This window comes from Chitinophaga sp., from assembly GCF_035761305.1.
GTDB lineage: Bacteria > Bacteroidota > Bacteroidia > Chitinophagales > Chitinophagaceae > Chitinophaga.
In genome coordinates, this window is record NZ_DASTRI010000089.1 from 33669 (window position 1) to 59370 (window position 25702).

General features: G+C 50.6%; 14 protein-coding genes. 3 read left to right on the forward strand and 11 right to left on the reverse strand.

Annotation, left to right across the window (positions count from 1 at the left end; genetic code table 11):
• Positions 1–85: 85 nt before the first annotated feature.
• Positions 86–1084, reverse strand: a complete 999-nt coding sequence (locus VFS25_RS08020) for a beta-ketoacyl-ACP synthase III (protein ID WP_326461609.1) — start codon at positions 1082–1084, stop codon at positions 86–88.
• A 148-nt stretch (positions 1085–1232) separates the two neighbouring features.
• Between VFS25_RS08020 and ruvA the strand changes: the two genes are divergently transcribed.
• Positions 1233–1820, forward strand: a complete 588-nt coding sequence (gene ruvA / locus VFS25_RS08025; RefSeq protein ID WP_326461610.1) for a Holliday junction branch migration protein RuvA — start codon at positions 1233–1235, stop codon at positions 1818–1820.
• 36 nt (positions 1821–1856) lie between these two features.
• On the forward strand, positions 1857–9128 hold the full coding sequence (gene sprA, locus VFS25_RS08030) for a cell surface protein SprA (RefSeq protein ID WP_326461611.1): 7272 nt from the start codon (positions 1857–1859) through the stop codon (positions 9126–9128).
• A gap of 187 nt (positions 9129–9315) precedes the next feature.
• Here the strand turns inward: sprA and VFS25_RS08035 are convergent, their stop codons facing one another.
• The 3 genes from VFS25_RS08035 to VFS25_RS08045 form a co-directional block, all read right to left on the reverse strand.
• Entirely contained in the window at positions 9316–10821 is a 1506-nt protein-coding gene (locus VFS25_RS08035; protein ID WP_326461612.1) for a malate:quinone oxidoreductase, read from the reverse strand.
• A gap of 119 nt (positions 10822–10940) precedes the next feature.
• Positions 10941–11102 (reverse strand): hypothetical protein, encoded by a 162-nt coding sequence (locus VFS25_RS08040; protein ID WP_326461613.1) that lies wholly within the window; start codon positions 11100–11102, stop codon positions 10941–10943.
• A gap of 154 nt (positions 11103–11256) precedes the next feature.
• Positions 11257–12012 carry an SDR family NAD(P)-dependent oxidoreductase gene (locus VFS25_RS08045; protein ID WP_326461614.1) on the reverse strand — a complete coding sequence of 252 codons (756 nt, stop codon included), beginning with the start codon at positions 12010–12012 and terminating at the stop codon, positions 11257–11259.
• A gap of 134 nt (positions 12013–12146) precedes the next feature.
• Here VFS25_RS08045 and VFS25_RS08050 point away from each other — a divergent pair, with 134 nt between their 5' ends.
• The gene (locus VFS25_RS08050) at positions 12147–13019 is read left to right on the forward strand and encodes a retropepsin-like aspartic protease (protein ID WP_326461615.1); all 873 of its coding nucleotides are present in this window, start codon (positions 12147–12149) and stop codon (positions 13017–13019) included.
• Position 13020: 1 nt separating this feature from the next.
• On the opposite strand, the gene VFS25_RS08055 is transcribed toward VFS25_RS08050, so the two are convergent.
• The 7 genes from VFS25_RS08055 to VFS25_RS08085 all read right to left on the reverse strand — a co-directional run bounded on the left by VFS25_RS08055 (position 13021) and on the right by VFS25_RS08085 (position 25660).
• A complete protein-coding gene (locus VFS25_RS08055) occupies positions 13021–14940 on the reverse strand; it encodes a PKD domain-containing protein (RefSeq protein ID WP_326461616.1) in 1920 nt (639 codons plus the stop codon).
• Positions 14941–15094: 154 nt separating this feature from the next.
• A complete protein-coding gene (locus tag VFS25_RS08060) occupies positions 15095–17656 on the reverse strand; it encodes a PKD domain-containing protein (protein ID WP_326461617.1) in 2562 nt (853 codons plus the stop codon).
• Positions 17657–17774: 118 nt separating this feature from the next.
• Positions 17775–18572: an alpha/beta hydrolase gene (locus VFS25_RS08065; RefSeq protein WP_326461618.1), complete on the reverse strand. Its 798-nt coding sequence runs from the start codon at positions 18570–18572 to the stop codon at positions 17775–17777.
• The gene (gene lnt / locus VFS25_RS08070) at positions 18556–20199 is read right to left on the reverse strand and encodes an apolipoprotein N-acyltransferase (protein WP_326461619.1); all 1644 of its coding nucleotides are present in this window, start codon (positions 20197–20199) and stop codon (positions 18556–18558) included. The genes VFS25_RS08065 and lnt overlap by 17 nt, the downstream gene beginning before the upstream one ends.
• A 198-nt stretch (positions 20200–20397) precedes the next feature.
• A complete protein-coding gene (guaB, locus tag VFS25_RS08075; protein ID WP_326461620.1) occupies positions 20398–21870 on the reverse strand; it encodes an IMP dehydrogenase in 1473 nt (490 codons plus the stop codon).
• Positions 21871–22086: 216 nt separating this feature from the next.
• The gene (gene dprA, locus VFS25_RS08080; protein ID WP_326461621.1) at positions 22087–23199 is read right to left on the reverse strand and encodes a DNA-processing protein DprA; all 1113 of its coding nucleotides are present in this window, start codon (positions 23197–23199) and stop codon (positions 22087–22089) included.
• Positions 23200–23773: 574 nt separating this feature from the next.
• Positions 23774–25660, reverse strand: coding sequence for an OmpA family protein (locus VFS25_RS08085; RefSeq protein WP_326461622.1), 1887 nt, complete (start codon positions 25658–25660; stop codon positions 23774–23776).
• Positions 25661–25702: the final 42 nt, after the last annotated feature.

Below are 25702 nucleotides of genomic sequence, written 5' to 3' on the forward strand. Positions count from 1 at the left end.
ACGAATTACAAACCAGCACCGGTGGCTGTAATAACACGGCTCTCATTCGTAATTCGTAATTGGATAATTCGTAATTACGCACGCGTTAGCGTCCGTCATACGCCCACTTAATATAGCTTGCGCCCCAGGTAAAGCCGCCGCCAAAGGCTGCCAGCACCAGGTTATCGCCTTTCTTTAACTGCTTTTCATAATCCCACAGGCACAGGGGAATAGTACCGCCGGTGGTGTTGCCGTAGCGCGCAATGTTCATCATCACTTTGCTGTCCGGCAGCTGCATACGTTGTGCAGTAGCGTCTATAATACGTTTGTTGGCCTGGTGGGGTACCAGCCAGGCAACACTTTCAGCGGTAAGCTGGTTGCGCTTCATAATATCGTGCGCAGCTTCCGCCATGTTGGCCACGGCATATTTAAACACCATCTTACCTTCCTGGTATACAAAATGTTCGCGGTTCTGAACAGTTTCTATGCTGGCAGGTTTGGCCGAGCCGCCGGCTTTCATGTGCAGGTATTCGCGGCCGTGGCCATCGCTTTTCAGGATGCTGTCTACCAGGCCGTAACCTTCTGTATTAGGCTCCAGCAGCACGCCGGCGCCGCCATCTCCAAAAATAATGCAGGTAGTACGGTCGGTATAATCTATAATAGAGCTCATTTTATCGGCCCCGATTACCATTACTTTTTTGCAACGGCCGCTTTCAATAAAGCGCGCGCCGGTATCAAGCGCGTATAAAAAGCCCGAGCAGGCGGCATTAACATCAAACCCCCAGGCATTTTTAGCCCCGATCTTATCTGTTACTATGTTGGCGGTGGCGGGGAAAACCATATCCGGCGTTACAGTGGCCACGATCAGCAGGTCTATCTCTTCCGGGGTGATACCTCTTTTGCGGCATATTTCCAGCGCTACCGGCACGCATAATTCAGATGTTCCTTTACCTTCCCCCTTCAATAACCTTCTTTCCTTTATTCCCGTACGGGTAGTAATCCATTCATCCGTGGTATCTACCAGTTTTTCCAGCTCTTGATTGGTCAGTACATAGTCAGGAACATACCCACCCACCGCTGTAATAGCGGCCGTAATTTTACTCATATATTGGAATGATTGTTTTTAACAGGGCGTAAAAATACGATATTAAAAGAAAATCAAAAGTCTTATGTTGTCATAACTAGGCGGGAGCCCAAGTAATACACAACCACTTACGAGTTTTTCCGTAAGTTTGCGCCTTTATAAAACCTGTATGATCGCTTACCTTACCGGGAAATTAACCCTCAAATCACCTGCAATGGTGTATGTAGAAGTGCAGGGGGTGGGATATGAGGTACAGATCAGCTTAAATACCTACTCCCGTATTCAGGGACTAGAACAATGCAAGCTGCTCACCCATCTGCACATCAAGGAAGACGCCCATACCCTGTATGGCTTTTTTGATGAAGCAGAGCGCAGCATGTTCCTGCTGCTGCTGGGCGTATCGGGTATAGGCGCTTCCACCGCCCGCATGATGCTATCCTCCCTGCAGCCCGAAGACATTCAGCGCGCCATTGCCATGGAAAATGAAAAGATGCTGGAAAGCATTAAGGGCATAGGTGCCAAAACGGCAAAACGGATTATTTTAGAGCTAAAAGACAAGATAAAAAGGCAGAAGGAAACAGGCCCACAATTATCTGTAAATACAAACAATACATTGCAGGAAGATGCGTTAAATGCATTAGTGACCCTGGGAATAGCCCGTAACGTGGCAGAACAGGCTATTCAAAGGGTACTGAAGGCTGAACCACTATTGCAGGACTTGGAAGGGCTGATTAAGAAATCCCTGAAAAGTCTATAATTTTATTACCCTGACCTCTATAAAAACCTATTTCGCTTGGCAAAAAAGACATATTTAAGTGCTTTTGCAGTAATAGGCGTCGTATCTTTTTTTATTCTTGACACTGCCGCAAGGGAACGTTCGGGAAACTATTTTAAGCAGCGAAACTGGAAAACAGATACAATCGCAAAGGATACAACCCATAAAAATGATACCCTGAAATATCCTATAAAAGACAGGTACGGAAATGCTATTACCGATCCTGTCAGAAATGCCATTGACCTCAAAGACCCCGCTAATATTAAAAGAGAAGTAGAATACGATCCCGTTACCAAACAATACATTATCTCGGAAAAAATCGGCGACCAGTACTACCGGAACCCCACCTACATGAACTTTGACGAGTTTTACCGCCTGCAGGCCGATCAAAGTGAGCAAAACTACTGGCAAAAACGGGCCTCCACCCTCAGCAGCTTAAACCAGCTGGGCTCCGGTCCGGACCTGTACCGCGGCAACAGCTTGTTTGACCGCGTATTTGGCGGCAGTAAGGTGGATATACGCCCCCAGGGCAGCCTGGACCTGACCTTTGGTTACCAGGGCCAGAACATCAAAAACCCCGTGCTGGTTGAACAGGCGCGTAAGAACGGGGGCTTTGATTTTGACATGAACATTAACATGAACGTAACCGGTAAAATAGGAGATAAGCTAAAGCTGATCACCAATTACAATACCCAGAGCACCTTTGACTTTGAGAACCAGATAAAGCTGGAGTACACCGGTTACGACGATGAGATCATAAAAAAGATAGAAGCAGGTAACGTAAGCTTTCCGCTGCGCAGCCAGCTGATTTCCGGCGTGCAATCACTGTTTGGTATCAAAACCCAGCTGCAGTTTGGCCGCCTTACCGTAACCAGCGTACTTTCTAACCAGAAATCGCAGAAGCAGAACCTGATGCTGAAAGGCGGCACCCAGGTGCAGGACTTCACCATCCGGGCCGACGAGTATGAAGATAACCGCCACTTCCTGCTGGCGCAGTTTTTCCGGGACACGTTCAACTATGCCATGTCTAACCTGCCGGTGATCCGCTCCCTCTCTTACATTAACCGTATAGAGGTATGGGTAACCAATAAAACCGGCGCCACCACCCAAACCAGGGATGTAGTGGGTTTAATGGACCTGGGCGAGTACAAACCTTATAACACCAACCTGCAGGTGCTTACCAGCTCTAAGCTGCCGGCCAACGGGGTTAACAACCTGTTTAGCCAGCTGGCGAACGACCCTGCCAGCCGCTTTACAGGTACAGTAGTAAGCCGCCTGTTAAGCCTGGGCCTGAAACCGGTACAGGAATTTGAAAAAACCTTTGCCCGTAAGCTGGACTCCACTGAATATACCGTGAACCGGCAGCTGGGCTACATTTCCTTAAACCAGCAGCTGCAGCCGGATGAGGTGCTGGCCGTAGCTTACCAATATACCTACAATGGCCGCGTGTACCAGGTAGGGGAGTTTTCCCAGGATGTGCCGCCGGATCAGAACAACAGCGCTAACCAGCAGATACTGTTCCTGAAGCTGCTCAAAGCCACTTCTGCCCGGCCTACGCTGCCCATCTGGGACCTGATGATGAAGAACGTTTATTCTACCGGCGCTTTCCAGATAAACCGGCAGGACTTTAAGCTGGATGTATACTACAAAGACCCCGGCACCCAGGACCGCGCGCCCAGCGACAAACGGTATATACCCGATGCCCAGGGCCAGTATGCCGGCGCACCTATTATCACTATCCTGAACCTGGACCGCCTTAATAACCAGAATGACCCCCAGCCCGATGGTGTTTTTGACTATGTGGAGGGCTACACCATCAACTCGCAAACCGGGCGGGTAATGTTCCCGCAGCTGGAGCCCTTTGCCGACGGGCTTAGAAAGGCCTTTGGCGGCAACCCAACGCTGGAAAAGCAATATCTCTATAACGTACTGTACGACTCTATCAAAGTAGTGGCGCAGCAGTTCCCGCAGCTGAACCGTTATGTGCTCAAAGGATCGTATAAGTCGGCCAATTCATCGGAAATATCACTGGGCGGCTACAACATACCACCCGGCTCCGTAACGGTAACCGCCGGCGGGCAAATGCTCCGCGAAAATGTGGATTATATTATTGACTATAACCTGGGCCGTATAAAAATCATTAACGGCGGCGTGCTGAACTCCGGCGTGCCCATTAACGTACAGTTTGAGAACAATGCGCTGTTTGGCCAGCAGGTACGCAACTATTTCGGCACCCGCCTGGATTATTATGTAAACGATAAGCTGAGCCTGGGCGGCACCATGGTGCGTATGAGCGAGCGGCCCTACTACCAGAAGGTGAACTACGGGGAAGATCCCATTAAGAACACGGTAATGGGGCTGGATGTAAACTATAACTCCGAGTGGAAAGGCCTTACCCGCCTGCTGGATAAGCTGCCCAACTACAGCACCAATACGCCCTCCAACATCCTGTTCACAGGTGAGGTGGCGCGCCTGTTCCCGGGCCACAGTAAGCTGGTGAATGCTGCCGGCAGCAGCTCCGGCCAGGTGTATATTGATGATTTTGAAGGTTCGCAGAGCGGGTATGATCTTAAATTCCCCGCTACTAGCTGGGTGCTGGCCTCTACTCCCAGCGGCGCTACAGATGCCAACGGCAACGTGCTGTTCCCCGAAGCAGACCTGAACGACTCGCTCGACTATGGTAAAAACCGCGCCAAGCTGGCCTGGTATATCATTGAGCCAACGCTGCAGGTGCCCAAGTCGCCCGGCCTGCCTGCCAACATCTCGGTGAAGGAGCAATCGGACCCGCGGGTACGCCTTGTTTACCAGAAAGAAATATTTCCTAAACGCTCTACCGACTTCGGGCAAAGCCAGCTAAGCACATTAGACCTGGCCTATTACCCCACGGAAAGAGGGCCTTACAACTTCTCTTACCGGCCTTCTGATATTGATGCCAACGGGCGTTTGAAAACACCGCAGCGTAAATGGGCCGGTATTATGCGTTCCATTGATAACAGTGATTTTGAAACTGCCAACGTGGAGTTCATAGAGTTCTGGATCCAGGATCCTTTTATTGAAAACCCGACCAGCACGGGCGGTCAGCTGTATTTTAACCTGGGTAATGTGTCGGAAGATGTGCTGAAAGACTCCCGTAAAATGTTTGAGAACGGCCTGCCCAATCCAAGCCAGAACGCGAACCAGCTGGACTCTTCCCACTGGGGCCGCATACCCAAATACCAGCAGCAGCTTACACAGGCTTTTGATAATGATCCCAACATCCGCGCTTACCAGGATGTGGGTTACGACGGCTTGCGCTCTACCGGCAACACGGGCGATGAACGCTATTTTTACCGCGATTACCTGGCCAAGCTGGCCGCCAGCTTTGGCACCAGCTCCGCCATTTACCAGCAGGCCTACAACGACCCTGCTAATGACGACTACCATCACTACCGCGGCGATGATTATGACCGGGAGGGCCTGGGCATATTACAGCGTTATAAAAACTACAGCAACCCGGAAGGCAACTCCCCGGTGTCCAATAACAACTCGCAGTATTCATCTGCAGCCACTAACATACCCGAGTCTGAGGACCTGAACCGCGATAACACCATGAATGAAACGGAAGAATACTTCCAGTACCGCGTGAACCTGAAACCCAACATGCAGATAGGGGAGAACTATATAGTGGATAAGGTGGTTGCTGATGTAACCCTGCAGGATGGCAACACGGCACATGAAACATGGTACCAGTTTAAGGTGCCGGTGAACCAGTACGACCGCCGTGTAGGCAACATACCGGATTTTAAATCCATCCGCTTTATGCGTATGTTCCTTACCGGCTTCCAGGACTCTGTGGTAGTGCGTTTCGGCAAGCTTGACCTGGTGCGCAACCAGTGGCGCCGTTACATGTACAAGCTGCAGCCCGGCGATCCTGTACCTATTGACGAAGGCACCAAGTTCAATACAACCGCGGTGAACATTGAGGAAAACTCCTCCCGCACGCCTGTTCCGTATCTGATACCGCCCGGCGTAACCCGGCAAAACACCATCAGCACCAACAACACCACGTTGCAGCTGAATGAGCAGGCCCTGTCTATGCAGGTATGTAACCTGAAGGATGGCGACAACCGCGGCGTGTACAAGAACCTGGGCCTTGACATGCGCCAATATAAACACCTGCAGATGTACATTCACGCAGAGGCGGTAGATAATCCTACCTCTTTGAAGGATGGAGAGCTGCGCGCCATTGTACGCCTGGGCAGCGACTTTGTAAGCAACTACTACGAATACCAGATACCGCTGAAGGTAACGCCCTGGGGCAAGACGGGCGATGCGTACGTTGTTTGGCCCGAGGCCAACGACCTGGACCTGGAGCTGTCCAAGCTGGCCAACCTGAAACAGCGCCGTAACCTGTGCGACAGCTGCTCGCCGGTGCTGCCCTACACCGAAATGGACGGCGCCAACTATATGAGCGTAGTGGGTAACCCCAGCCTGGGCGACGTAAGAAGCGTAATGATAGGCGTGTACAACCCTAAAAACGACGGGTTGGAAAAATGCGCCGAAGTATGGTTCAATGAAATGCGCCTGACCGACTTTGATGAAAAAGGCGGTTACGCCGCCACTGCCCGTATGGACCTGCAGCTGGCCGACCTGGGCACCGTAAGCGTGTCCGGTAATATGCACACTGCCGGTTTTGGTAATATTGACCAGCGCGTGAATGAGCGCTTCCGCGATAACTACCTGCAATACGATGTAGCTGCCAACCTTGACCTGGGCAAGCTGCTGCCCAAGAAAATGGGCATATCCATACCGGTGTACGCAGGCTACTCCCAGTCTGCCAGCAACCCGGAATACGACCCGTATGACCTGGATATTAAGCTGAAAGATAAGTTGCGATTGGCGCGAACGAGCGCGGAGCGGGATTCGATTAAACGCGATGCGCAGGACTTTACTTCCATCAAGAGCCTGAACTTTACCAACGTGCGAAAGCTGAACCAGGGCAAACCCAAATTAAAGCTATGGGACCTGGAGAACTTTGACATCAGCTACTCGTACTCGCAAACATACAGCCATAACCCGCTTATAGAAAATGATGTGCTTACGAAGCACCGGGGTGGCCTGGGCTATAACTATGCCGGGCAAAGCAAGTTCTTAATGCCGTTTAAAAAGCTGTTCAAAACCAAAACGCACTGGCTTGACCTGGTACGCGACTTCAACATCAACTATGTGCCTTCCATTATCAGCTTCAGGGCAGATATTACGCGGCAGTTTGGCGCTACCCGCATCCGCAATGTTGGCGGCGACGGCACCTATAAGCTGCCCGAAACCTATAACAAATACTTTACGTTTGACCGCTACTATGGCCTGAAGTGGGACCTTACCCGCAGCCTTACCATTGACTTTAATGCAGTGACCAATACGCGCATTGATGAACCCGAAGGCCGTATTGACACCAAGGCTAAACGCGACAGCGTGCGGCATAACCTGTTTAAGTTTGGGCGTACCACCAATTACTTCCATTCCGCCAACATTACCTATACGCTGCCCACCAGCAAAATACCGGCCCTTACCTGGACCAACATTGCCCTGGGCTACAGCACGGAATACCGGTGGACAGGCGCTTCCCGCCTGGCGCTGGAATTGGGTAACGCCATTGAAAATACGCAGAACCGTACGGTAACGGCGGAATTTAAGTTCTCTGAGCTGTATAACAAATCCAAGTTCCTGCGCAGGGTTACCAACAACGGGCCTTCCGGCAATAACCGGAACCGGAGCAACAACATGCAGAACCAGAATATGCAGGGCAACCAGCAGAATAAGCAACAGCAGCAGAAGAAAGATGAGGAAAGCGAAGAGCTGCCGCCGCTGGTGAAAGCCGCGCTAAGGCCGCTGCTGTCGATAAAACGCATTGCCATTAACTATTCTGAAAATGCGGGCACACGACTGCCGGGGTATATAGACAGTGTTAAGGCGCTGGGCATGAACTGGGCTTCGATGGCGCCGGGCCTCGGCTTTGTATTTGGCGCGCAGCCTAATAAAGCCTGGCTGGATAATTTTGCCAAAAAGGGACTGATAACACCGGACACCCTGTTTAACGTGCAGTTTCAGCAGCAGTTTACCCAGCGGCTGGATGCGCAGGCGCAGCTGGAACCCATTCCCGACCTGCGTATAGACCTGAATATTACCAAATCGTTTACCAAAACGCATACAGAGCTGTTTAAAAATGCAACAGACACGCTAGGTAATATACTGGGCTTTGAGCACCTGAGCCCTTATGATGCGGGTGGCTTTGAGATCACCTACATAGCCATTAAAACCCTGTTCGGCAAGATCGACGCGGAAAGCGGTATGTCCAAAACCTTCCAGAACTTTGAGAACTACCGCCTGGCTATATCGCGCCGCCTGGCTGCACAAAACCCGTATAACCAGGGCGCGCCTACGCAAAACACCAAAGACCCCACCTATTACTACGGTTACAGCCGTTATGCGCAGGATGTGCTGATACCCGCCTTCCTGGCGGCTTATACCGGCAAGGACCCGGAAAAAATAGGACTGCTGAAGCAAAGCAACGCCAATGTGCGCAGCAACCCGTTCAGCAACTTTATACCCAAACCTAACTGGCGCATCACCTATAACGGGTTAACCAAGCTGGAACCGTTCCGGAACGTATTCACCAACTTTGTGCTTACGCATGCCTATACCGGTACGTTAAGCATGAACTCTTATAATACCGCGCTGCTGTACGAAGATCCGCGCCTGGCAGGCTATCCCGGGTTTATAGATACAGTGTCGGGCAACTACATTCCTTACTTCCTGGTGCCTAATATCACCATGACGGAGCAGTTTGCGCCGCTGATAGGTTTTGATATGACCTTCACCAATAGCCTGAATGCCCGCCTGGAGTTCCGTAAGAGCCGCTCCCTGAGCCTCAGCCTTATAGATTATCAGCTTACAGAGCTGCGCTCAACAGAAGTTATAGTGGGCGCGGGCTATCGTATGCGTGGGTTCCCGATGCCGTTCCGCATAGGAAAAAACGGGGGTAAGAAATTAGAAAATGATATGAACTTCCGGCTGGATCTCAGCTATCGTGATGACCGGACAGTGAATAACCGCCTGGATGCCGACCTGGTAATACCTACCAGCGGGCAAAAGGTAATAGGCATAGCGCCGTCTATTGATTATGTGGTGAACAACCGCCTGAACCTGCGCTTCTTCTATGACCGCAGGCAAACCATACCGGTTATATCCACGGCCTATCCCGTTACTAATACCCGGGGAGGTATAACATTGCGGTTTATGCTGGCACAGTAGTATCAGCAACTTGCGGCAGGGAGCCCGGTGTACTGGAAACGTTGCAGGCAGCATGCCGATGGTTGTGCGACCTCCGGTGCGCCCCGGGCGCAATGGTTCTCTAACTAATTATTCGAGCAGGATTAATAAAAGAGGGCTGACCACCAGGATCAGCCCTCTTTTATTATTATTCATTCTTAATTATTAATTAATTCTCTACCGGCTCTTCCACGTTCAGCTTCAGCACCTGGCTGGTCCAGCTGCGGATCTCATCACACAGGCCTGGCGTATCGCCCAGCTTTTTTCCGTAGGAGGGTATCATTTCTTTCAGCCTGGCCTTCCATTCCGGGGTGGCCATTTGTGTTTTAAAGCAGCGCTGCAACAGGTCCAGCATAATAGATACCGCTGTAGAAGCGCCGGGCGATGCGCCCAGCAGGGCAGCAATAGAGCCATCGGCAGCGCTTACCACCTCTGTACCAAACTCCAGCACGCCGCCGTGTTCGGGATCTTTTTTAATGATCTGCACCCGCTGTCCGGCAGTTTCCAGGTCCCAGTCCTCCATTTTAGCGTGCGGTACAAAAGCGCGTAAGGCTTCCATACGGTCTTCCGGCGACTGGCGTACCTGCTCTATCAGGTACTTGGTAAGGGGAATATTGTCAAAGCCCGCTGCCAGCATGGGGCGGATGTTATAGTATTTGATAGAGAGCGGCAGGTCCAGGAAAGAGCCGTGCTTCAGGAATTTGGTGGAGAACCCGGCATAAGGGCCAAACAGCAATGCTTTTTTACCGTCAATTACCCGGGTATCTAAGTGTGGTACCGACATGGGCGGCGCGCCTACAGACGCCTTGCCGTACACCTTGGCCGCGTGTTGTTCAATTACTTCCGGGTTGTTGCAAATGAGCCACTGTCCGCTAACCGGGAAACCGCCAAAGCCTTTGCCTTCCGGTATGCCGGATTTTTCAAGCAGGGGCAGGGAACCGCCGCCGGCGCCTATGAATACAAATTTGGTTTTAACAGTGCGTTTTTTACCGGTAGTGGCATTTTTAACGGTAATGGCCCAACGCCCGTCCTCCTCCTGTTCAATATCACGTACTTCATGGGCGGTATAGATCTTTACACCCTTCTGGTTCCAGAGATAGGCGCACAGCTCGCGGGTAAGCGCGCCAAAGTTCACATCTGTGCCGGCCTCCATACGGGTAGCAGCTACCTTTTGGTTAGGATCGCGGCCTTCCATTACCAGGGGCATCCACTTAGCCAGGGTGTGGGGATCTTCAGAATATTGCATGCCTTTAAACAGGGCATTGCCTTCCAGCGCTTTTTGCCGCTGGTGCAGGTAACTTACATTAGGGGCGCCCCACACAAAGCTGATGTGCGGTACGCTGCGTATAAAGTTCTCCGGTGATTTAATAAGCCCACCCTGAACCAGGAAAGCCCAAAATTCTTTGGAAACTTCAAAAGATTCTGCAATCTTAATGGCCTTGGCAATATCTACGGTGCCATCCGGCTTTTCAGGGGTATAATTCAGTTCACAAAAGGCAGAGTGGCCTGTGCCTGCATTGTTCCATGCATCTGAACTTTCACCTGCAATAACATCCAGTCTTTCAAAGATTTCAATGGTCAGTTCGGGTTGTAATTTTTTCAATAACACACCCAGGGTAGCGCTCATGATACCAGCTCCAATTAACACAACATCAGGCGCAGCTTTTGAAGACATATATTAAAAGGTATTATTTACGTTTTTCCGCCGCAAAATTAATAGGATTATACCTAAAACAAAACAGTCCCGGCTATAAGCGCGGGACTGTTAACAAAATCTTTCTCTACGTTTCAGCATCAGCTGTAGCTTAGGGAATAGCCGGCATCACTGCTCCAGGCCTTGTCCATGGCCCAACGGCCATATTTGTTCTGCCGGGATCTTTCTGCATAAAAGCGCCATTCCCGTTTCCACCTGGGATAGTACAGGCGTAATAACAAAATTGTTACAAATGTAAGCATAGGGATTTCGGTTATGGATTATAGGATAGTTAGTTTCTTCTTAAACATTGTAACTGAAAAAATTAATATGGCTTAAATATATGCAATGTTTCAAATATATTCAAAATATATAAACTATAAAATAACATTTTCATGTCAATTCCTCATTTTCCTGTTATTTTCTGTGATAATAGTAGGCGCTTGCCTGCTGCAGGGGTGTTAGCACCAGGTCATTGATGCAAACATGAGGGGGCAGGGAGGCGCAGTAAAAGATCACATCCGCTACATCCTCAGCGCTCAGCGGGGTTAGCCCTTTGTACACATCCCGGGCTTTCTGCTCATCGCCTTTGAAGCGCACCAGGGAAAATTCCGTTTCCGCGGCGCCGGGGCATATGCCTGTTACTTTTATACCATAGGGCAGCAGGTCTATGCGCATACCCAGGGTAATGGCATCTACCGCGGCTTTGCTGGCGCAATACACATTGCCTTTGGCATAGGTTTGCCGCCCCGCAATAGAGCCCAGGTTAATGATATGGCCTTTGCCCTGTGCTTTCAGCCAGGGAATAACCGCGCGGGACACATACAGCAGTCCTTTTACATTAGTGTCTATCATGGCATTCCAGTCGTCGGTGCTGCCTTCGTCAATAGGGCTGAGGCCAGCGGCCAGCCCGGCGTTATTGATCAGCACTGCTACCTGTTTCCATTGCTCCGGTATGCCGCCCAGTATATCCGTAACCGTTTGCTCATTACGCACATCAAAGGCCAGGGGCAGCACATGAATGCCGTATTGCTGTTCCAGCCCGGTTTTTAATTCCTGCAGGCGTTCCTGCCTGCGGCCGGTAATAATCAGATCATATTTATGCCGGGCAAATTTTTCAGCACAAGCCTTTCCAAAACCGGCAGTAGCGCCGGTAATAAGTACAATAGCCATTAGGAAGCGGTTTTTAAATGATAATGCTAAGATACTAACAGCGGCCGATAGTGCAGTAACATCCCGTTAGTACTATACGTTATAGGGCTGAAATTCCATTTTAACTTTATCTTTTCCGTTAAAACGCAGTTCAAATGAGATCGTGCTTCCTGCTGCTTTTTCTTATCCTGTTCCTGCCTGGCATTACATTTAGCCAAAGTACCATACCTTTTCAGCTGCTGCCATCGGGCCACATACTTGTAGCCGCCAGCATAGACGGGGTAACGGGCAGGTTTATATTTGACACCGGCGCGGGTTTAACAGTGCTCACTAAAAAGTTCTTTGACCGTTTAAAGCATACCGCGCCTATAGACGGCGGTTTTACGGCCTTCCGGGCTACCGGGGAGCGGTTGGATGTAGACCTTTATACTGTACGTGATTTTAAGCTGGGAAACCTGCACAAAACAGTGTCAGAGATAAGCTACCTGGATGTAGACCTGGGCGGCGCAGACGGTATTATTTCCCTGAAGCTGATGGAGCAGCAGCCTTTTACCATTGACTTTGATAAGAAAGTGATCCGGCTCGAAACGCCGCAACAGCTTGCAGCCATAAGGAAAGCCGGCCGCATTGTTCCGCTGCAGCTGGAGCAGTCGCACGGTAAAGCGCTCGATATGTTTGCCTATTTCCGGGTGAATGATACGCTTACCCTGCAATTTTCGCTGGACAGCGGTGCGGGCAAAGATGTGTACAGGATAAATTCAAAATACCTGCAGCGCCTGGGTATAGATGCGGGCGATACTACGCTGGTCAGGAAAAAAGAAAGGAAGAGCGAGATCAACGCCGCATTTACTTCCAGCATTTACTTTACCACTGTGAAGAAAATTGCCGCTGCCGCAGCCCCCGGTATAAATGTTATTAATGTGCCGGCGCAGTTTGTAGACGGCCTGATATACGATGGCATTATGTGGATCAACTGGTTAGCTCCCAGGATTACTATTGACATTCCCGGTGAGCAGCTGATCTTGTAATTTAACGAAGCAGGGTTACGGTGCCTTTCCTGGAAACGGTTTGGCCGCTCAGGTCTTTGCCCTGCAATATCCATACATAGGTGCCGGCCGCTGCTGGGTGGCCGTTTACAGCGCCGTCCCAGCCAATGCGGAAATCAACAGAGGAGTACACCAGCTGTCCCCACCGGTCGTAAATGCGGAAGTAGTCATACTGTACAATGCCCACCGGTATAAACCGGAAGCGGTCGTTCTGCCCGTCGCCGTTGGGGGTAAAGGCGTTCGGAACATAAAGATCAGGCCCCAGGTAGTATTTTACGTTCAATGTATCATACCCCACGCAGCCCTGCTGGTTGCTTACCTTAAGCAGGTATTGAATATCCTTGTCATAATCCACCACAGGATCTGCAATACCCGGATTACTGAGGCCGTAAGGAGGCGTCCACTGGTAAAACTCGCCGCCGCTGGCGTAAAGCGGCAGCAGCTGTCCCCGGGTTAGTATGGTATCATTACCCGCATAGGGTTTTACCTGGTACACGGTTAAATTAAGTGTGGCGGTTTTGCTGCAGCCTTTATCTGTTTCCAGCGTAAGCGTAATCGTATATACGCCCCTGTTAGGATATGTGATATTTACCAATGAGCCGCTGGCCTGGGCGTCGGGCATACCCAGGTCCCAGCTGCGGGAGGTAATGTTACCGTACGTATAGCTGGAGGTGTCGCGCAGGGTAATAGGTTCTCCGCTGCACATGCCGGTTACTGTAAAGCCGGCGCGCAGGCCGGGGTAGTTGTTAATAATGCCCCTGCTGCTGTCTACACAGGGCAGGCCCCGGTTCACCACCAGTTTAATGGGATAGCTGCCGGTATCGGGGTAGGTGTGGTAAAACACCTGCTTGTCATAAGTAGTGGTATCTGTACCGTCGCCAAAGTTCCAGTAGTAGCTGGAGGTAAAGCCGGCATTGCTGAAGTTTGGAATAGCCACCCGCAGGTCGGCTGTATCTGTGCAGTTATTCAGTACACTCTGCAGGTTAGCCCGTACATCGGCTTTACAACTGAATACCGTGAGCAGAATGTCTTTATGATGGCTGCCGATGTATTGTTTTGTAACACGGTCGAATTCATTCACGCATACAGATACTACAAATTTGCCGGGGCGGTCCGGCGTGCCGGTTAGCAATCCATTATTGTTAATGCTGATGCGGGGTGCGCCGCCCATGGGATTAGCGCCCGAGTAAGGCGGTATATAGTCTACAAGGTCGTCGTAGGGCGGCGGGTTGGTGGTGTTGGTTTCATTACGGGCGGCGCCGCCGGTTAAGGCGCTGCAAAGGCTATAGGTAAGGCTGTCGCCATCAGGGTCGGTGGCCGCATAATCATACCTGAAAGGGAAGTCGGCGCATATAACAATGGCTACATCTTTGCTGAAATAAGCGCTGTTATTATTAGGCCTGCTTTCCGTACCGGGAATAATGGTGTAGTAAGTGCTGCCTTCCTGTTCAGAGTTGTAAATATTGGCCAGCTTTTCACCGCGGCAACAGCGCTGGTAAGCTACATAATAACCGCCGTATTGCGGCGTAAGATCAATGGTATCGCGGTAAAAGGCTGCTTCGAGATGTTGTGTTTGCGGGGCAAGACAGGGGTTTTTCAATGTATCAAACAACGGCCTGGTTTCCTGAATATATAGCACCACCGGGGCAATGGCGCGCTGCCCGGAGGCAGTGTACACGTTTATAACCACGGGGTTTTCAAAATGATCCAGGCAGCCCTGCCTGTCGCCGCAGGTAAAATCCGCATCGCGGTAAAGCTTTAAGGTAATCAGGTAGCGGTATTTTCCCGTAATGCCGTTATATCCTACGGTTTGATAATAGATTTCCCCTCCAATTATATGGTAAGCAACTGCTACAACGTGGATCAGGCAGCAGCCAAAAACGAGTAGGAGGAATTTGCTCATGAGGTAGGGGCACAGGCCTCTTTGAATGTACTAAAAAAATAGCAATCCGTGAAAAGAAATCGATGAATGGAAAATCGTGGAAATTGAAGCGGGGCGCAGCAAAGCGCGGTTTGGGCACCGCTTGTTTTTGCCTGCTCACACGTGTTGTTTTTTTCTAACGTATAAGCGTAACTGTTCCTTTGCGAAGCAGTGTATTACCATGAATATCCTGGCCCTGAACTACCCAAACATAGGTGCCTACGGCAGCCGGGTGCCCATTTACAGTGCCATCCCATCCCTTTAAATATTCTGTATTGGAGTACATGGATTTACCCCACCGGTCAAACACGCGGAAAAAGTCCATGTGTACAATGCCCACAGGCAGGGGACGGAAAATATCATTCTGGCCATCGCCGTTGGGAGAGAAGGCGTTTGGAACGTAAATGTCCGGGCCTACAATAAAGCGCAGGTGAATATCATCTGTGGCAAAGCAGCCTTCTTCAGTATATACCGTAACGGTATAGGTAATATCGTGGTTAATGAGCGTAAGCGGCGTATCTATATCCGGATCGCTTAATCCATCTACCGGCGACCATGCATAACGCGCGCCGCCGGTAGCATGCAGGCGGAAAGGCTGGTCCTTTATAAGAATGGTGTCATTGCCTGCAAAGGCAGGTACAGGCGGTGTTACGTTTATCTTCACCGTATCGTTTACCGGTTTTGGACAGCCCAGTACATCGGTTACGGTTACAATAAAATCCGTAGTGGTTAAGGGGCTGGCAACGGTTACGGAACGCGTGGGCGCTGAAAGCACATCGGCAGGCGTCCATATGTATGACGAGCCGCCGGTGGCGCGCAGGGTTACCTTGTCGCCGTAACAAATGGTGGTGTCTTCACCGGCATACGCATGCGGCGGATCCACCACTTTAAAGTTTACGGTATCGCGGGTAAAGCAGGTGCCCAATGTTACCTGCATCATATAGGAGGCGGCAGGCGGCGGCGGTGTAACGCTGGCATTGGGGCTGTTGGCTATCACGGTATTATTGCCCAGGTCCGACCAGGCGTACTGGTAATCGCCATCTGCCACAGCGCGCAGGTGCAGCGTGTCACCGGTGCACACCGTACTATCCGGCTGGGTGGTAACCAGCAGGGTGTCCTTTACGTCAATGGCTACACGCTGGCTGTTCACGCAGCCTGTAGCGTCGGTGAATGTTACAGTGTAAGCAGTGTCTACCTTCGGTCTTACAACCGGTGTGGCAGTATTGGCGCCGGTAATAAAATAGTTGTTTGGCGCCCAGCTGTAGGTGCCGGCAACAATGCTGGAGGCCTGCAGCTGCAGTGCATTATTATGGCAAAGCGGTGTGTCGCTGGTAGTTGTAAGCGGCGGTTTGTCGTAAATGGTTACGGTATCATAATAGGTGCGCTCGCAGCCGTTCTTTGTGCGCACCAGCAGCTCCACATTGTATTTTCCCGGCGCTGTGTACTGGTAGGCAGGGTTGCCAACCATCAGCGCTGTATCGTTGGTAGCAGCAGGATCGCCGAAATCCCACCGGTAATAATCAATATTATCCGTGCGGCTGCTGGTGGTGGAGGTATTACGGAATTGCGTGGGTTTAGTGGTGCATAAGCCGCTTGCAGAAAAATCAGGCTTAAACAAAGGGTATACATATACCGTGGCAGTAGCGCTGTCGCCGCAGCTGCTGGCACGGTCAACATACAGCTTTACGGTATATACGCCATCTCCCCTGTAGGTATGCGGCAGATCGTCGGTGCTGGTGGTGGTAAGGGTATCGCCATCACCAAAATCCCAGAAATAGGTTTTGCCCGGCGTACTGTTATTAATGAAGTTTATGGTATAGCCCGAGCAGTCGGCATATTTATCCGGCATGGCGGCGGTTACCAGCCGCGTACAGGTGGTAACCGTAATATGAAAATCTTTGCGGTGAACGCCCAGCAGCTGACTGCCGCGGTATTCCTTTACACAAACAGTGATCACGTATTTGCCGGCTGGCGGTGCAATACCGGAAATAATGCCTGTGTTGGGATCAATGAAAACATCGGCGCCCAGCGGTTTGTCGCCGTTATACGGGTTTTTGTAAGGCACTGCGCTATAGGGAGGCGCTACAGCGGGCGGCGGTACGCCGGTATTGGTGGTTTGGCCGCCGCCTAAAGCATCGCAAAAGCTGTATTCCAGGCGGTCGCCATCAGGGTCTACGGCAGAAAAATCATAAGTGAACTTTTTGCCGGCACATATAACCACGGCCTGGTCTTTGGCAAATACCGGGCTGGAGCTGCCTATAATACCATTGTTACGGCCAGGCAGCTCGGCTATATAGGTAGCGCCGTTACCAGGGTGATTGTTATCGTTGGGAATGTGCGTGTCAATAACGTTCTCAATAAAGTTATCGCGGCAGCAGCTCTGGAACGCCACCGTATACCCCTGGTCGTTATCCGGTACCGTAATGGTGCCTTCAAAAATACCGATCTCAAAACACACGCTGGGCGGGTTTACAATACAGGGGTCTACCAGCGCGGAGCTAACGGTTTGAATAGCTCCTTTGCGGGCAAACTGGTAGTTGCCTGCCTGCGAGCCATTATCCTTGCTGTATATGGTAAAATACACGCTGGGCGGCATTTGCGCTACATTGCCGCCCGGGTTGCCGCATATGCGGAACAGCTTTAGCGTAACCAGGTACTGGGTTTGACCATTGCTGGTGCCCAGGTATTTGTAATACATTTCCCCGCCAATAATATGAGAAGCCCGTACAGCAAGTGCACCGGCTAAAAATATTATTAGTAAAGAAATGCGTTTCACGTGTGTGCCTGAATTTATTTGGGTTGAATGTTACGGTTATTTACTGGTTACAAAACTCAACAAACTGCTGCAACGCCAATGAGGTTTCCTTTGCCATCTCCCACATGCCCATATGGCCGGTGTGCTCAAAAATATGAACGCTGCTTTTACCCGGCAGTGTAAGCTGCGGCAGCACACTTTCCAACGTAACGGCAGTATCATCTTTACCCAGTATAAACAGCGCGGGTACCTGCAGCTGCGCTAATACGGCTTTACGGTCGGGCCGTTGCATCATGGCTTCATAATAAGCTATCAGCGCTTCTACCCGGCAATGCATGCCCATTTGTATCAATGCTTCTACCAGCTCTGGCCGGGTGCTTTTGGTATGCGGACTAAACATACCGGGCGTTGCCTGCCGTAAAAAAGCTTCTGCGCCATATTGCTGCATGAGCTTAATGGACTTGCGGCGGGCGTCCTGCTTTTCGGCGGTATCTGCCAGCGCGGTGGAGTGGAATAATCCCAACCCCAACAGCTGCTGCGGGTATTTTTCTGCAAATGCCAGCGCTATATAGCCGCCCATAGAATGACCTATTATAATGGCCTTTTCAATGCCTTCTGCTAACATAACCGCATGTACGAAATCTGCCATGCTTTCCATCGTCAGCGGCTGGGTAAGCGGTGAGCGGCCGCTGCCCGGCAGATCTGGTGTTATTACGCAGCAATGGGGCTGCAGGTTATTTTGCTGCTGCAACCAAACTTCACTGTTTTCGGGGAAACCATGCAGCAGTATTACAGGTGTGCCGGTGCCGTTTACCTGGTAAGCGCCGCTGTATGCTGTATTGTTAATTTCCTTCCACATAAGCTTTTCTGTTAGTAAACCGGAGAATAATGGAGTATATAATTAACAAGATACAAAATATCAGTGCGCCCCTGGAAATGAGATCACCGTACTTCACATAGAACGTAAAAGAGGTGGCTGGTGTTACATTGGCTTTAATAACGGCTTCCTGCCAGTAGGGCTGCGGTTCCTGCAAATCGCCCAGGGGCGTAATAAAGCAGGAAATGCCAGTGTTGGCGCTGCGTGCTATCCAGCGCCGGGTTTCAATGGCGCGCAGGCGCGCATATTGCAGGTGCTGGCGGTGGCCTTCGGTATTGCCCCACCAGCCGTCATTTGTTATAATAAATAACAGGCCGGCGCCCAGGCGCACATGTTCTGCTACAAATTCGCCGTAAATAGACTCATAACATATAGTGGGGAAGGCTTTAATATGTTCAGTGGTGTTTTCCAGTACATCCACACCAGGGGTGCGGCCATAGCTGCCGGTAATGCCGCCCATGTCCAGCGCCCAGCTTTCCATGAACTTCAGGTAACGCGAGTAGGGGATCAGCTCTACTCCCGGCACCAGCCTGGATTTATGATATATCTGTATGATATTGGAAGTGTCTATCTGCAAAGCGGTGTTAAATGCGTCAAAGTAACCGTCGTTATCCATTGGCCGGGCAGAGTAGGGGGCTTCATCTTTATTATCATAATGTTTAAGCGTAGTTGCGCCGGTGATCAGCTTAGCATTGGGATATTGGCGCAGCATGGTACGTATTGCCTGCACGGAAGGCTGCTCGTTGAGCATATGTTCCCAGGCGCCGCGGGGAAACAGGGCTGTTTCCGGCCATACAATATATGCGGTATTGCTGTCGGCCATTTGCCGGGTAAGGCGCATCAATTTCTCCAGCTGCTGTGTTTCTGCGCCTTCAGCAAACTTGTCGTACGGGTCAATGTTGGGTTGCACTACCACTATGGAAAGACTTTTTGGCCCGCCTTTGAACGGCTGCTGCAGCTGGTACCGTACACCGGTTGTAAAGCTGAGTATGAACGGCAAAATAAAAACAGCGGCAGGTTTCCAGCCTTCTTTCCATACCAGGGTGGCAAAGGGCACTTTATACTGCCTGCGTTTTTGCCAGCATGTGTACAGGCTGATGTTCACCAGCAGCACCCACAGCGTACCGCCGCTGGTGCCGGTGTATTCATACCACTGTACCCAGCCGGGGTGCATGGCAAATACATTGCCAACAGTAAGCCAGGGCCAGCTGAGCTCCCAGTTCAGGTGTATGTATTCAAACGTTAACCAATATACGATAAGCGCCAGGTAGCTAAGGGTGCCGCTAAATCTTTTGCGGATATTGCGGAAGCCCAGCCAGGGCACTGTCATTATTAAAGCGTTGGTAACATTGGCCAGCACGCCGCTTACCGGCACTGTTGTATTGCCTACCCACCAGGTAGTGCCCACATTCCAGATCAGCATGGCCAGGTACACGCAGCCGAAGTAAATGCCGCGGTGCTGTACCAGTTTGGAAAGATGCAGTAACGGTATGAATGCCAGGAATATCAGCAGGGTTAACGGAGAGGTTGGCCAGGCGGCCCACAGCAGCAAACCGCTGCAAACGCCCAGCAACCAGGGAAGCCATTTTTTGGAACTACGGTTAGCCATATATTGTACGATGGGTCAATAGTGTTCAAAAATAAGGTATTGATGTTAACACCACATGAAAAATCGATGGAGCGCGGGCGGCCACCGACAGAACTACAGATCTTCTTTTTGCCGCAGCTGCCGGTAAAAAGCAAAGAGCCGGGTTATTTACCCGGCTCTCCTGTCTTATAGTATAAACATTACACGTGCATGTATTTTTTACCGGCTGTAGTTGGGTGCTTCTTTGGTGATCACTACATCATGCGGGTGATTTTCCTTTACCGTAGCCGGTGTGATTTTTATGAACTGTGCTTCCTGCAGGGCTTTCACGTCTTTGGAGCCGGTAAGGCCCATCCCGGCGCGCAAACCGCCTACAAACTGCATAATTACTTCAGATAGTGTGCCTTTGTACGGTACCCGGCCTACAATGCCTTCCGGCACCAGCTTTTTAATATCGTCCTCCTCCTGGAAATAGCGGTCTTTACTGCCTTCCAGCATGGCTTCTACAGAGCCCATACCGCGATAAGATTTAAACTTGCGGCCTTCATAAATAATGGTTTCACCGGGGCTTTCTTCCACGCCGGCAAAAATAGAACCTGCCATAATGCAGGAAGCGCCGGCTGCCAAGGCTTTTACCATATCGCCGGTGTAACGGATGCCGCCATCGGCAATTACCGGTACGCCGGATTTTTTAATAGCTGTTGCTGCATTCATGATAGCGGAGAGCTGGGGAAAGCCTGCGCCGGTTACCACGCGGGTGGTGCAAATAGAGCCGGGGCCCACGCCAACTTTTACGGCATCTGCACCGGCTTCTACCAGTGCCCGGGCGCCGTCGCCGGTAGCTACGTTGCCGGCAATTACCTGCAGCTTGGGGAAGGTTTTTTTCAGCTTTTTCAGGCTGTTTAAAACTGCTATGGCATGGCCGTGGGAGCTATCCAGGCAAACCACATCCACTCCTACCTGTATCAGCGCCTGTGCACGGTCCAGCACATCGGGGGTAATGCCCAGTGCAGCGCCTACCAGCAGGCGGCCGTATGCATCTTTTACAGCATTGGGATAGCTGGTCAGCTGCAGTATATCGCGGTAGGTGATCAGGCCTACCAGCTTTTTGTTTTTGCTTACAACCGGCAGCTTTTCAATCTTATTCTGTTGTAATATTTTTTCTGCTTTCTTCAGGTCAGTGCCTTCAGGAGCGGTAACCAGGCCTTCTTTGGTCATTACTTCGCTTACCCGGCGTTTGAGGTCTTTTTCAAAACGCAGGTCGCGGTTAGTGAGGATGCCTACCAGGGTTTTATTTTCATCAACAATGGGAATACCGCCAATGCTGTTCTCTTTCATGAGCTGTAAGGCCTGTCCTATGGTAGCGTTGGCATCCAGGGTAATAGGGTCCAGTATCAGCCCGTTCTCGCTGCGTTTTACGCGGCGTACCTGCTCGGCCTGTTTTTCGATGCTCATGTTCTTGTGCAGTATGCCTATACCGCCCTCCCTTGCCAGCGCAATGGCCAGGTTAGCTTCTGTAACCGTGTCCATGGCGGCAGACACCATGGGGATATTCAGCTTTAACTGTTTGGTAAGTTGGGTGGAGATGTTTACTTCTTTCGGTAATACTTCAGAATAGGCAGGCACAAGGAGTACATCGTCAAATGTAAGGCCGTCGTCTACAAACTTGGGTTTGGCTTTTCCCGCAGGCATGTTGCAATTATTTGTTGGTTTAAAAATAATTGCACGCAAATGTACGAGTATTTACGGAATTAGAAAAACCCGTTTTCTATAGTAGCATAGAGCATGTCTATACAATAGACGGCAGCACATCATAAAAAGCAGTGTAATTCAGGGGCGGCTATCCTGCATATGGGTACCGCTGTGTTCAGCGGAAAAAGCGCAACCCCTCTCGTATCAATCAGCCGGCTATCCTACAAACTGGTATCGCTGCCCGGGCATGCTTTTAAGCATGCAGTGCATTTCGAGGTTCATAAGCACGTTATTCAGCTGGCTGCCGGGTATGCGGCAGGCGCGGGAAATATCATCAAAATGTTGTTCGGTTTTTTCACGGAAAGCGGCCATTACCTGTTCCTCTTCATGGCTGAGTGCTACAAACATAGCCCGCTGCTGGGCCACCGGCGCCGGTTTAGGCGTATTGTGCCAACCCATAATATCCAGTATATCATTTGCATGGGTGATCAGGTGCGCGGTATGTGTTTTAATAAGCTGGTGGCAACCTGCCGATTTGGGATCGTTAATTCTGCCGGGAATGGTGAGCACATCACGGTTATAGCTGCTGGCAATATGTGCGGTAATTAACGAGCCGCCCCGCAGCCCGGTTTCTATTACTACTGTGGCATCGCAAATGCCGGCTACAATGCGGTTGCGCTTGGGGAAATTTTGTTTATCAGGACTGGTTTGGCTCATGAAATCAGTGAGCAGGCCGCCGTTTTCGAGCATGGCTGCGGCAATATTTTTATGCGCATACGGGTAAATACGATCCAGGCCATGCGCCAGCACGCCAATGGTAGGTATATTATGCTGCAGTGCGGTTTTATGGGCAATAATATCAATGCCATAAGCCATGCCGCTTACAATAGTGATCTGGTGCGGCGCCAGGGCTGCTACAATAGCTTCGCACATGGCTTTGCCATACGCGGTGGGATTGCGGGTGCCAATAATATTAATGATGCGGGGCGCATTCAGGCTGGTATTGCCTTTGAAATATAGCAGCAAAGGGCTGTCATAGCAGTGCTGCAGCTTTTGCGGGTAAGCGGCATCTGTATAAAATACAGGCTGTATGTTATATTTTTCAATAAAGCGGATTTCTTCCTCTACCCGTGCAAAGTTGGAGAACTGTTTAATGGCTGCTGCGCGTATGCTGCCGATTTCCGGTATTTTTTCCAGCGCTTGTTTGCCTGCCTTAAATATGGCGCCGGCGCTGCCAAAATGATCAATTAATTTTTTTGCAGTTACGTCCCCTACCTGGGGAATGAGTGTAAGGGCTATTTGGTGGAGTAATTCTGAAGGTTCAAACATTGGACAAACAATCTTTACACCAATTTACGTCTTTTCTCCCGGTTTTTTTTCATCCCCTGCAAACAATTAAAAACTTCATCACATTGATAATGATAGTGATGCCGCCTGCAAACTACGCAGCAGGTAACCTTCCGCAAAGCCTCGTGCGGAAGTAATTATGGATTGTGCGATGTTACAATTGAAGCACAGCGCTGTTGAAATGGTGGACAGATGTGTTGTTTTGCAAGGTAACGGTTCGTGATTAAAGCCTACGGGTGGCGTTATTGCAGCTGTACGTCAGCTATGAATGATATTGCCCGTGAGTAATGCATGAATTTTATAATAGTCATGCAGTGCTGACAGTGCTTGCGGGGAAATAATTTTCACTTTCCCCAGTTTACAGTTTCCTGTTCGCCAGAAGGGGTATTTCGCCTGTAATTATTCATACAGTATTATTGTAAATAATTGCCAATTATAAATTATAAGAAGCGCAAACAGCTATAATTGTAATAACCATGAATTACGAATTAACACCAACAACCATAACGCCAGTGCCCTGATTCGTAATTCGTAATTGAACAATTCGTAATTGTATCTACGGGTTTATTACCTTAAACTCTGTACGCCTGTTCTTTGCCCGGCCTTCTTCAGTATTGTTGTCGGCTACCGGCTGTGTTTCTCCGTAGCCCTTGGCGCGCAGGCGTTCCGGCGCTATGCCCTTTTGCGTAAGGTAAGCTACCACCGCTTTGGCGCGGTTGGCAGAGAGTAACAGGTTATCCTTATCCGACCCTACATTATCGGTATGCCCGCTGATTTCTGTAACCAGGCTGGGGTTATCCTGCATCAGCTTAACCAGTTTGTCCAGCTCCACCTGCGATGCCGGCTGCAGGGCGTACTGCTTGCTTTCAAAGAAAATATTATGCAGCACAATGGTGGCATTGGCAATAATAGGCTGCAGCGGAATATTCTTTTCCGGTGGCGTGGCGGCCTGGGCGGGTAGTGTAAAGTTATCGGAGTAAAATAAATATCCTTTTTTGTTTACATTAAATGCATAGGCTTTGCCTACAGGCAAAGGCACCAGGTATTCGCCGCTGTCGTTGCTTTTTACCAGCGCGGTGGTAAAACCGGTTTCCAGGTCGGTAAGCTCCAGGTTGGCGGTCAGGCGCTGGTGTGTGGTAGAGTCGTACACATAGCCTTTTACGTACAGGGTGGGCAGGGGGCGGGCTTCGGGGTACAGCTCAAAGCTGTATATATCCAGTGCGCCGCGGCTATCGGTACGGTCAGAGGCAAAGTAGGCGGTTTTGCCGTCGGCCGCTACTACCAGGCTGGCATCTTCATCAATGGTGTTAATGGGATAGCCCAGGTTAGTGGCCGGTCCCCAGGCGCCATCTGGCTGGCGGCGGGAATAAAAAATATCCATGCCGCCATAGCCGGGATGCCCGTTGGATGCGAAGAACAGCGTTTGATTATCGGCATGTATGAACGGCGTGGTTTCGCGCCCGGGCGTATTAATGTTGGGACCCAGCCTTTCCGGTGTGCTCCACCGGCCATTGGGCAGCTGGTGGGTCATAAATATATCAGCGCCGTTGTCCGGTGTTTCCCGCACAAAGTACAGGGTTTGCTTATCGGCCGATAAAGAAGGCTGCGACTCCCAGTCGCGCGTATTAACGGGAGCGCCTATATTTTGCGGCGCCGTCCATCCGTTCTTTGTTTTCATGGAAACATACAGGTCGCAGCTGCCCTTGCCATCGGGGAATTCGCAGCCGGTAAATACCAGCATTTGCCCGTCCTGCGATATTTGCTGCGCGCCTTCATTAAAGACGGTATTGATCGGCTCTCCCATATCAGCAGCCGGGTTCCACTGGCTGCTATCGCGGTGGGAAATATAAAAGTCTTCATTTTTACCATTCACCCGCCGGGTAAAGATCAGGGTTTTATCATCAATAGTAAGACTGGGAAAATATTCCGGGTCTTTGGTATTGATATGATCGCCCAGGTTATGCGGTTCAAAAGGCACCTGCTTGTTGGCGGCGTGTATTGCAAACTCATAGCTGGCCTTTAGCTTCAGCGCATTAGGGCTTTTATTCCTGGAACCGGCCAGGTATTGATCAATTACCTGCAGGGCTTCTGGAAACCGCCCGTTGCCGGCCAGGGCGCGGGAGTAAGCGGTTAGGGCGGGCCGCAGGGCGGTGCTGTCCAGCTGTTTCAGCTTTTCAAAAGTAGTAATGGCATTAGTATATTGCTTCAGCTGCACATAGCTGATGCCCATTTGCCCGTAGGCGTCGGCAAAATTAGGTTCTATGCGCAACGCTTCCTGCAAATAGCGGATAGCTTCATCATCCTGATAGTTGCGGATGGCATTAATGGCATTATCAAAGCTGGCCTGGGCCTTTTTCTTAGCCGTTTCATAGGTAACCACCTGCTGTGCCTGCAGGTGCAGGCAGCAGCATATTATACAGCCGGTAATTAGTAATCTCATCATAATACAAGATAAATGTGCAGGCATGCACATGGCTCAATGGAT

What these genes read in the sequence shown, in the direction of transcription:
- VFS25_RS08055 (WP_326461616.1), bottom strand. Translation starts at nt 14,940, where the DNA reads ATGAGCAAATTCCTCCTACTCGTTTTTGGCTGCTGCCTGATCCACGTT.
- ruvA (WP_326461610.1), top strand. Translation starts at nt 1,233, where the DNA reads ATGATCGCTTACCTTACCGGGAAATTAACCCTCAAATCACCTGCAATG.
- VFS25_RS08050 (WP_326461615.1), top strand. Translation starts at nt 12,147, where the DNA reads ATGAGATCGTGCTTCCTGCTGCTTTTTCTTATCCTGTTCCTGCCTGGC.
- VFS25_RS08040 (WP_326461613.1), bottom strand. Translation starts at nt 11,102, where the DNA reads ATGCTTACATTTGTAACAATTTTGTTATTACGCCTGTACTATCCCAGG.
- VFS25_RS08035 (WP_326461612.1), bottom strand. Translation starts at nt 10,821, where the DNA reads ATGTCTTCAAAAGCTGCGCCTGATGTTGTGTTAATTGGAGCTGGTATC.
- VFS25_RS08065 (WP_326461618.1), bottom strand. Translation starts at nt 18,572, where the DNA reads ATGTGGAAGGAAATTAACAATACAGCATACAGCGGCGCTTACCAGGTA.
- VFS25_RS08060 (WP_326461617.1), bottom strand. Translation starts at nt 17,656, where the DNA reads ATGTATTACAAATACCTGGGCACCAGCAATGGTCAAACCCAGTACCTG.
- lnt (WP_326461619.1), bottom strand. Translation starts at nt 20,199, where the DNA reads ATGGCTAACCGTAGTTCCAAAAAATGGCTTCCCTGGTTGCTGGGCGTT.
- VFS25_RS08020 (WP_326461609.1), bottom strand. Translation starts at nt 1,084, where the DNA reads ATGAGTAAAATTACGGCCGCTATTACAGCGGTGGGTGGGTATGTTCCT.
- VFS25_RS08085 (WP_326461622.1), bottom strand. Translation starts at nt 25,660, where the DNA reads ATGATGAGATTACTAATTACCGGCTGTATAATATGCTGCTGCCTGCAC.
- VFS25_RS08045 (WP_326461614.1), bottom strand. Translation starts at nt 12,012, where the DNA reads ATGGCTATTGTACTTATTACCGGCGCTACTGCCGGTTTTGGAAAGGCT.
- dprA (WP_326461621.1), bottom strand. Translation starts at nt 23,199, where the DNA reads ATGTTTGAACCTTCAGAATTACTCCACCAAATAGCCCTTACACTCATT.
- guaB (WP_326461620.1), bottom strand. Translation starts at nt 21,870, where the DNA reads ATGCCTGCGGGAAAAGCCAAACCCAAGTTTGTAGACGACGGCCTTACA.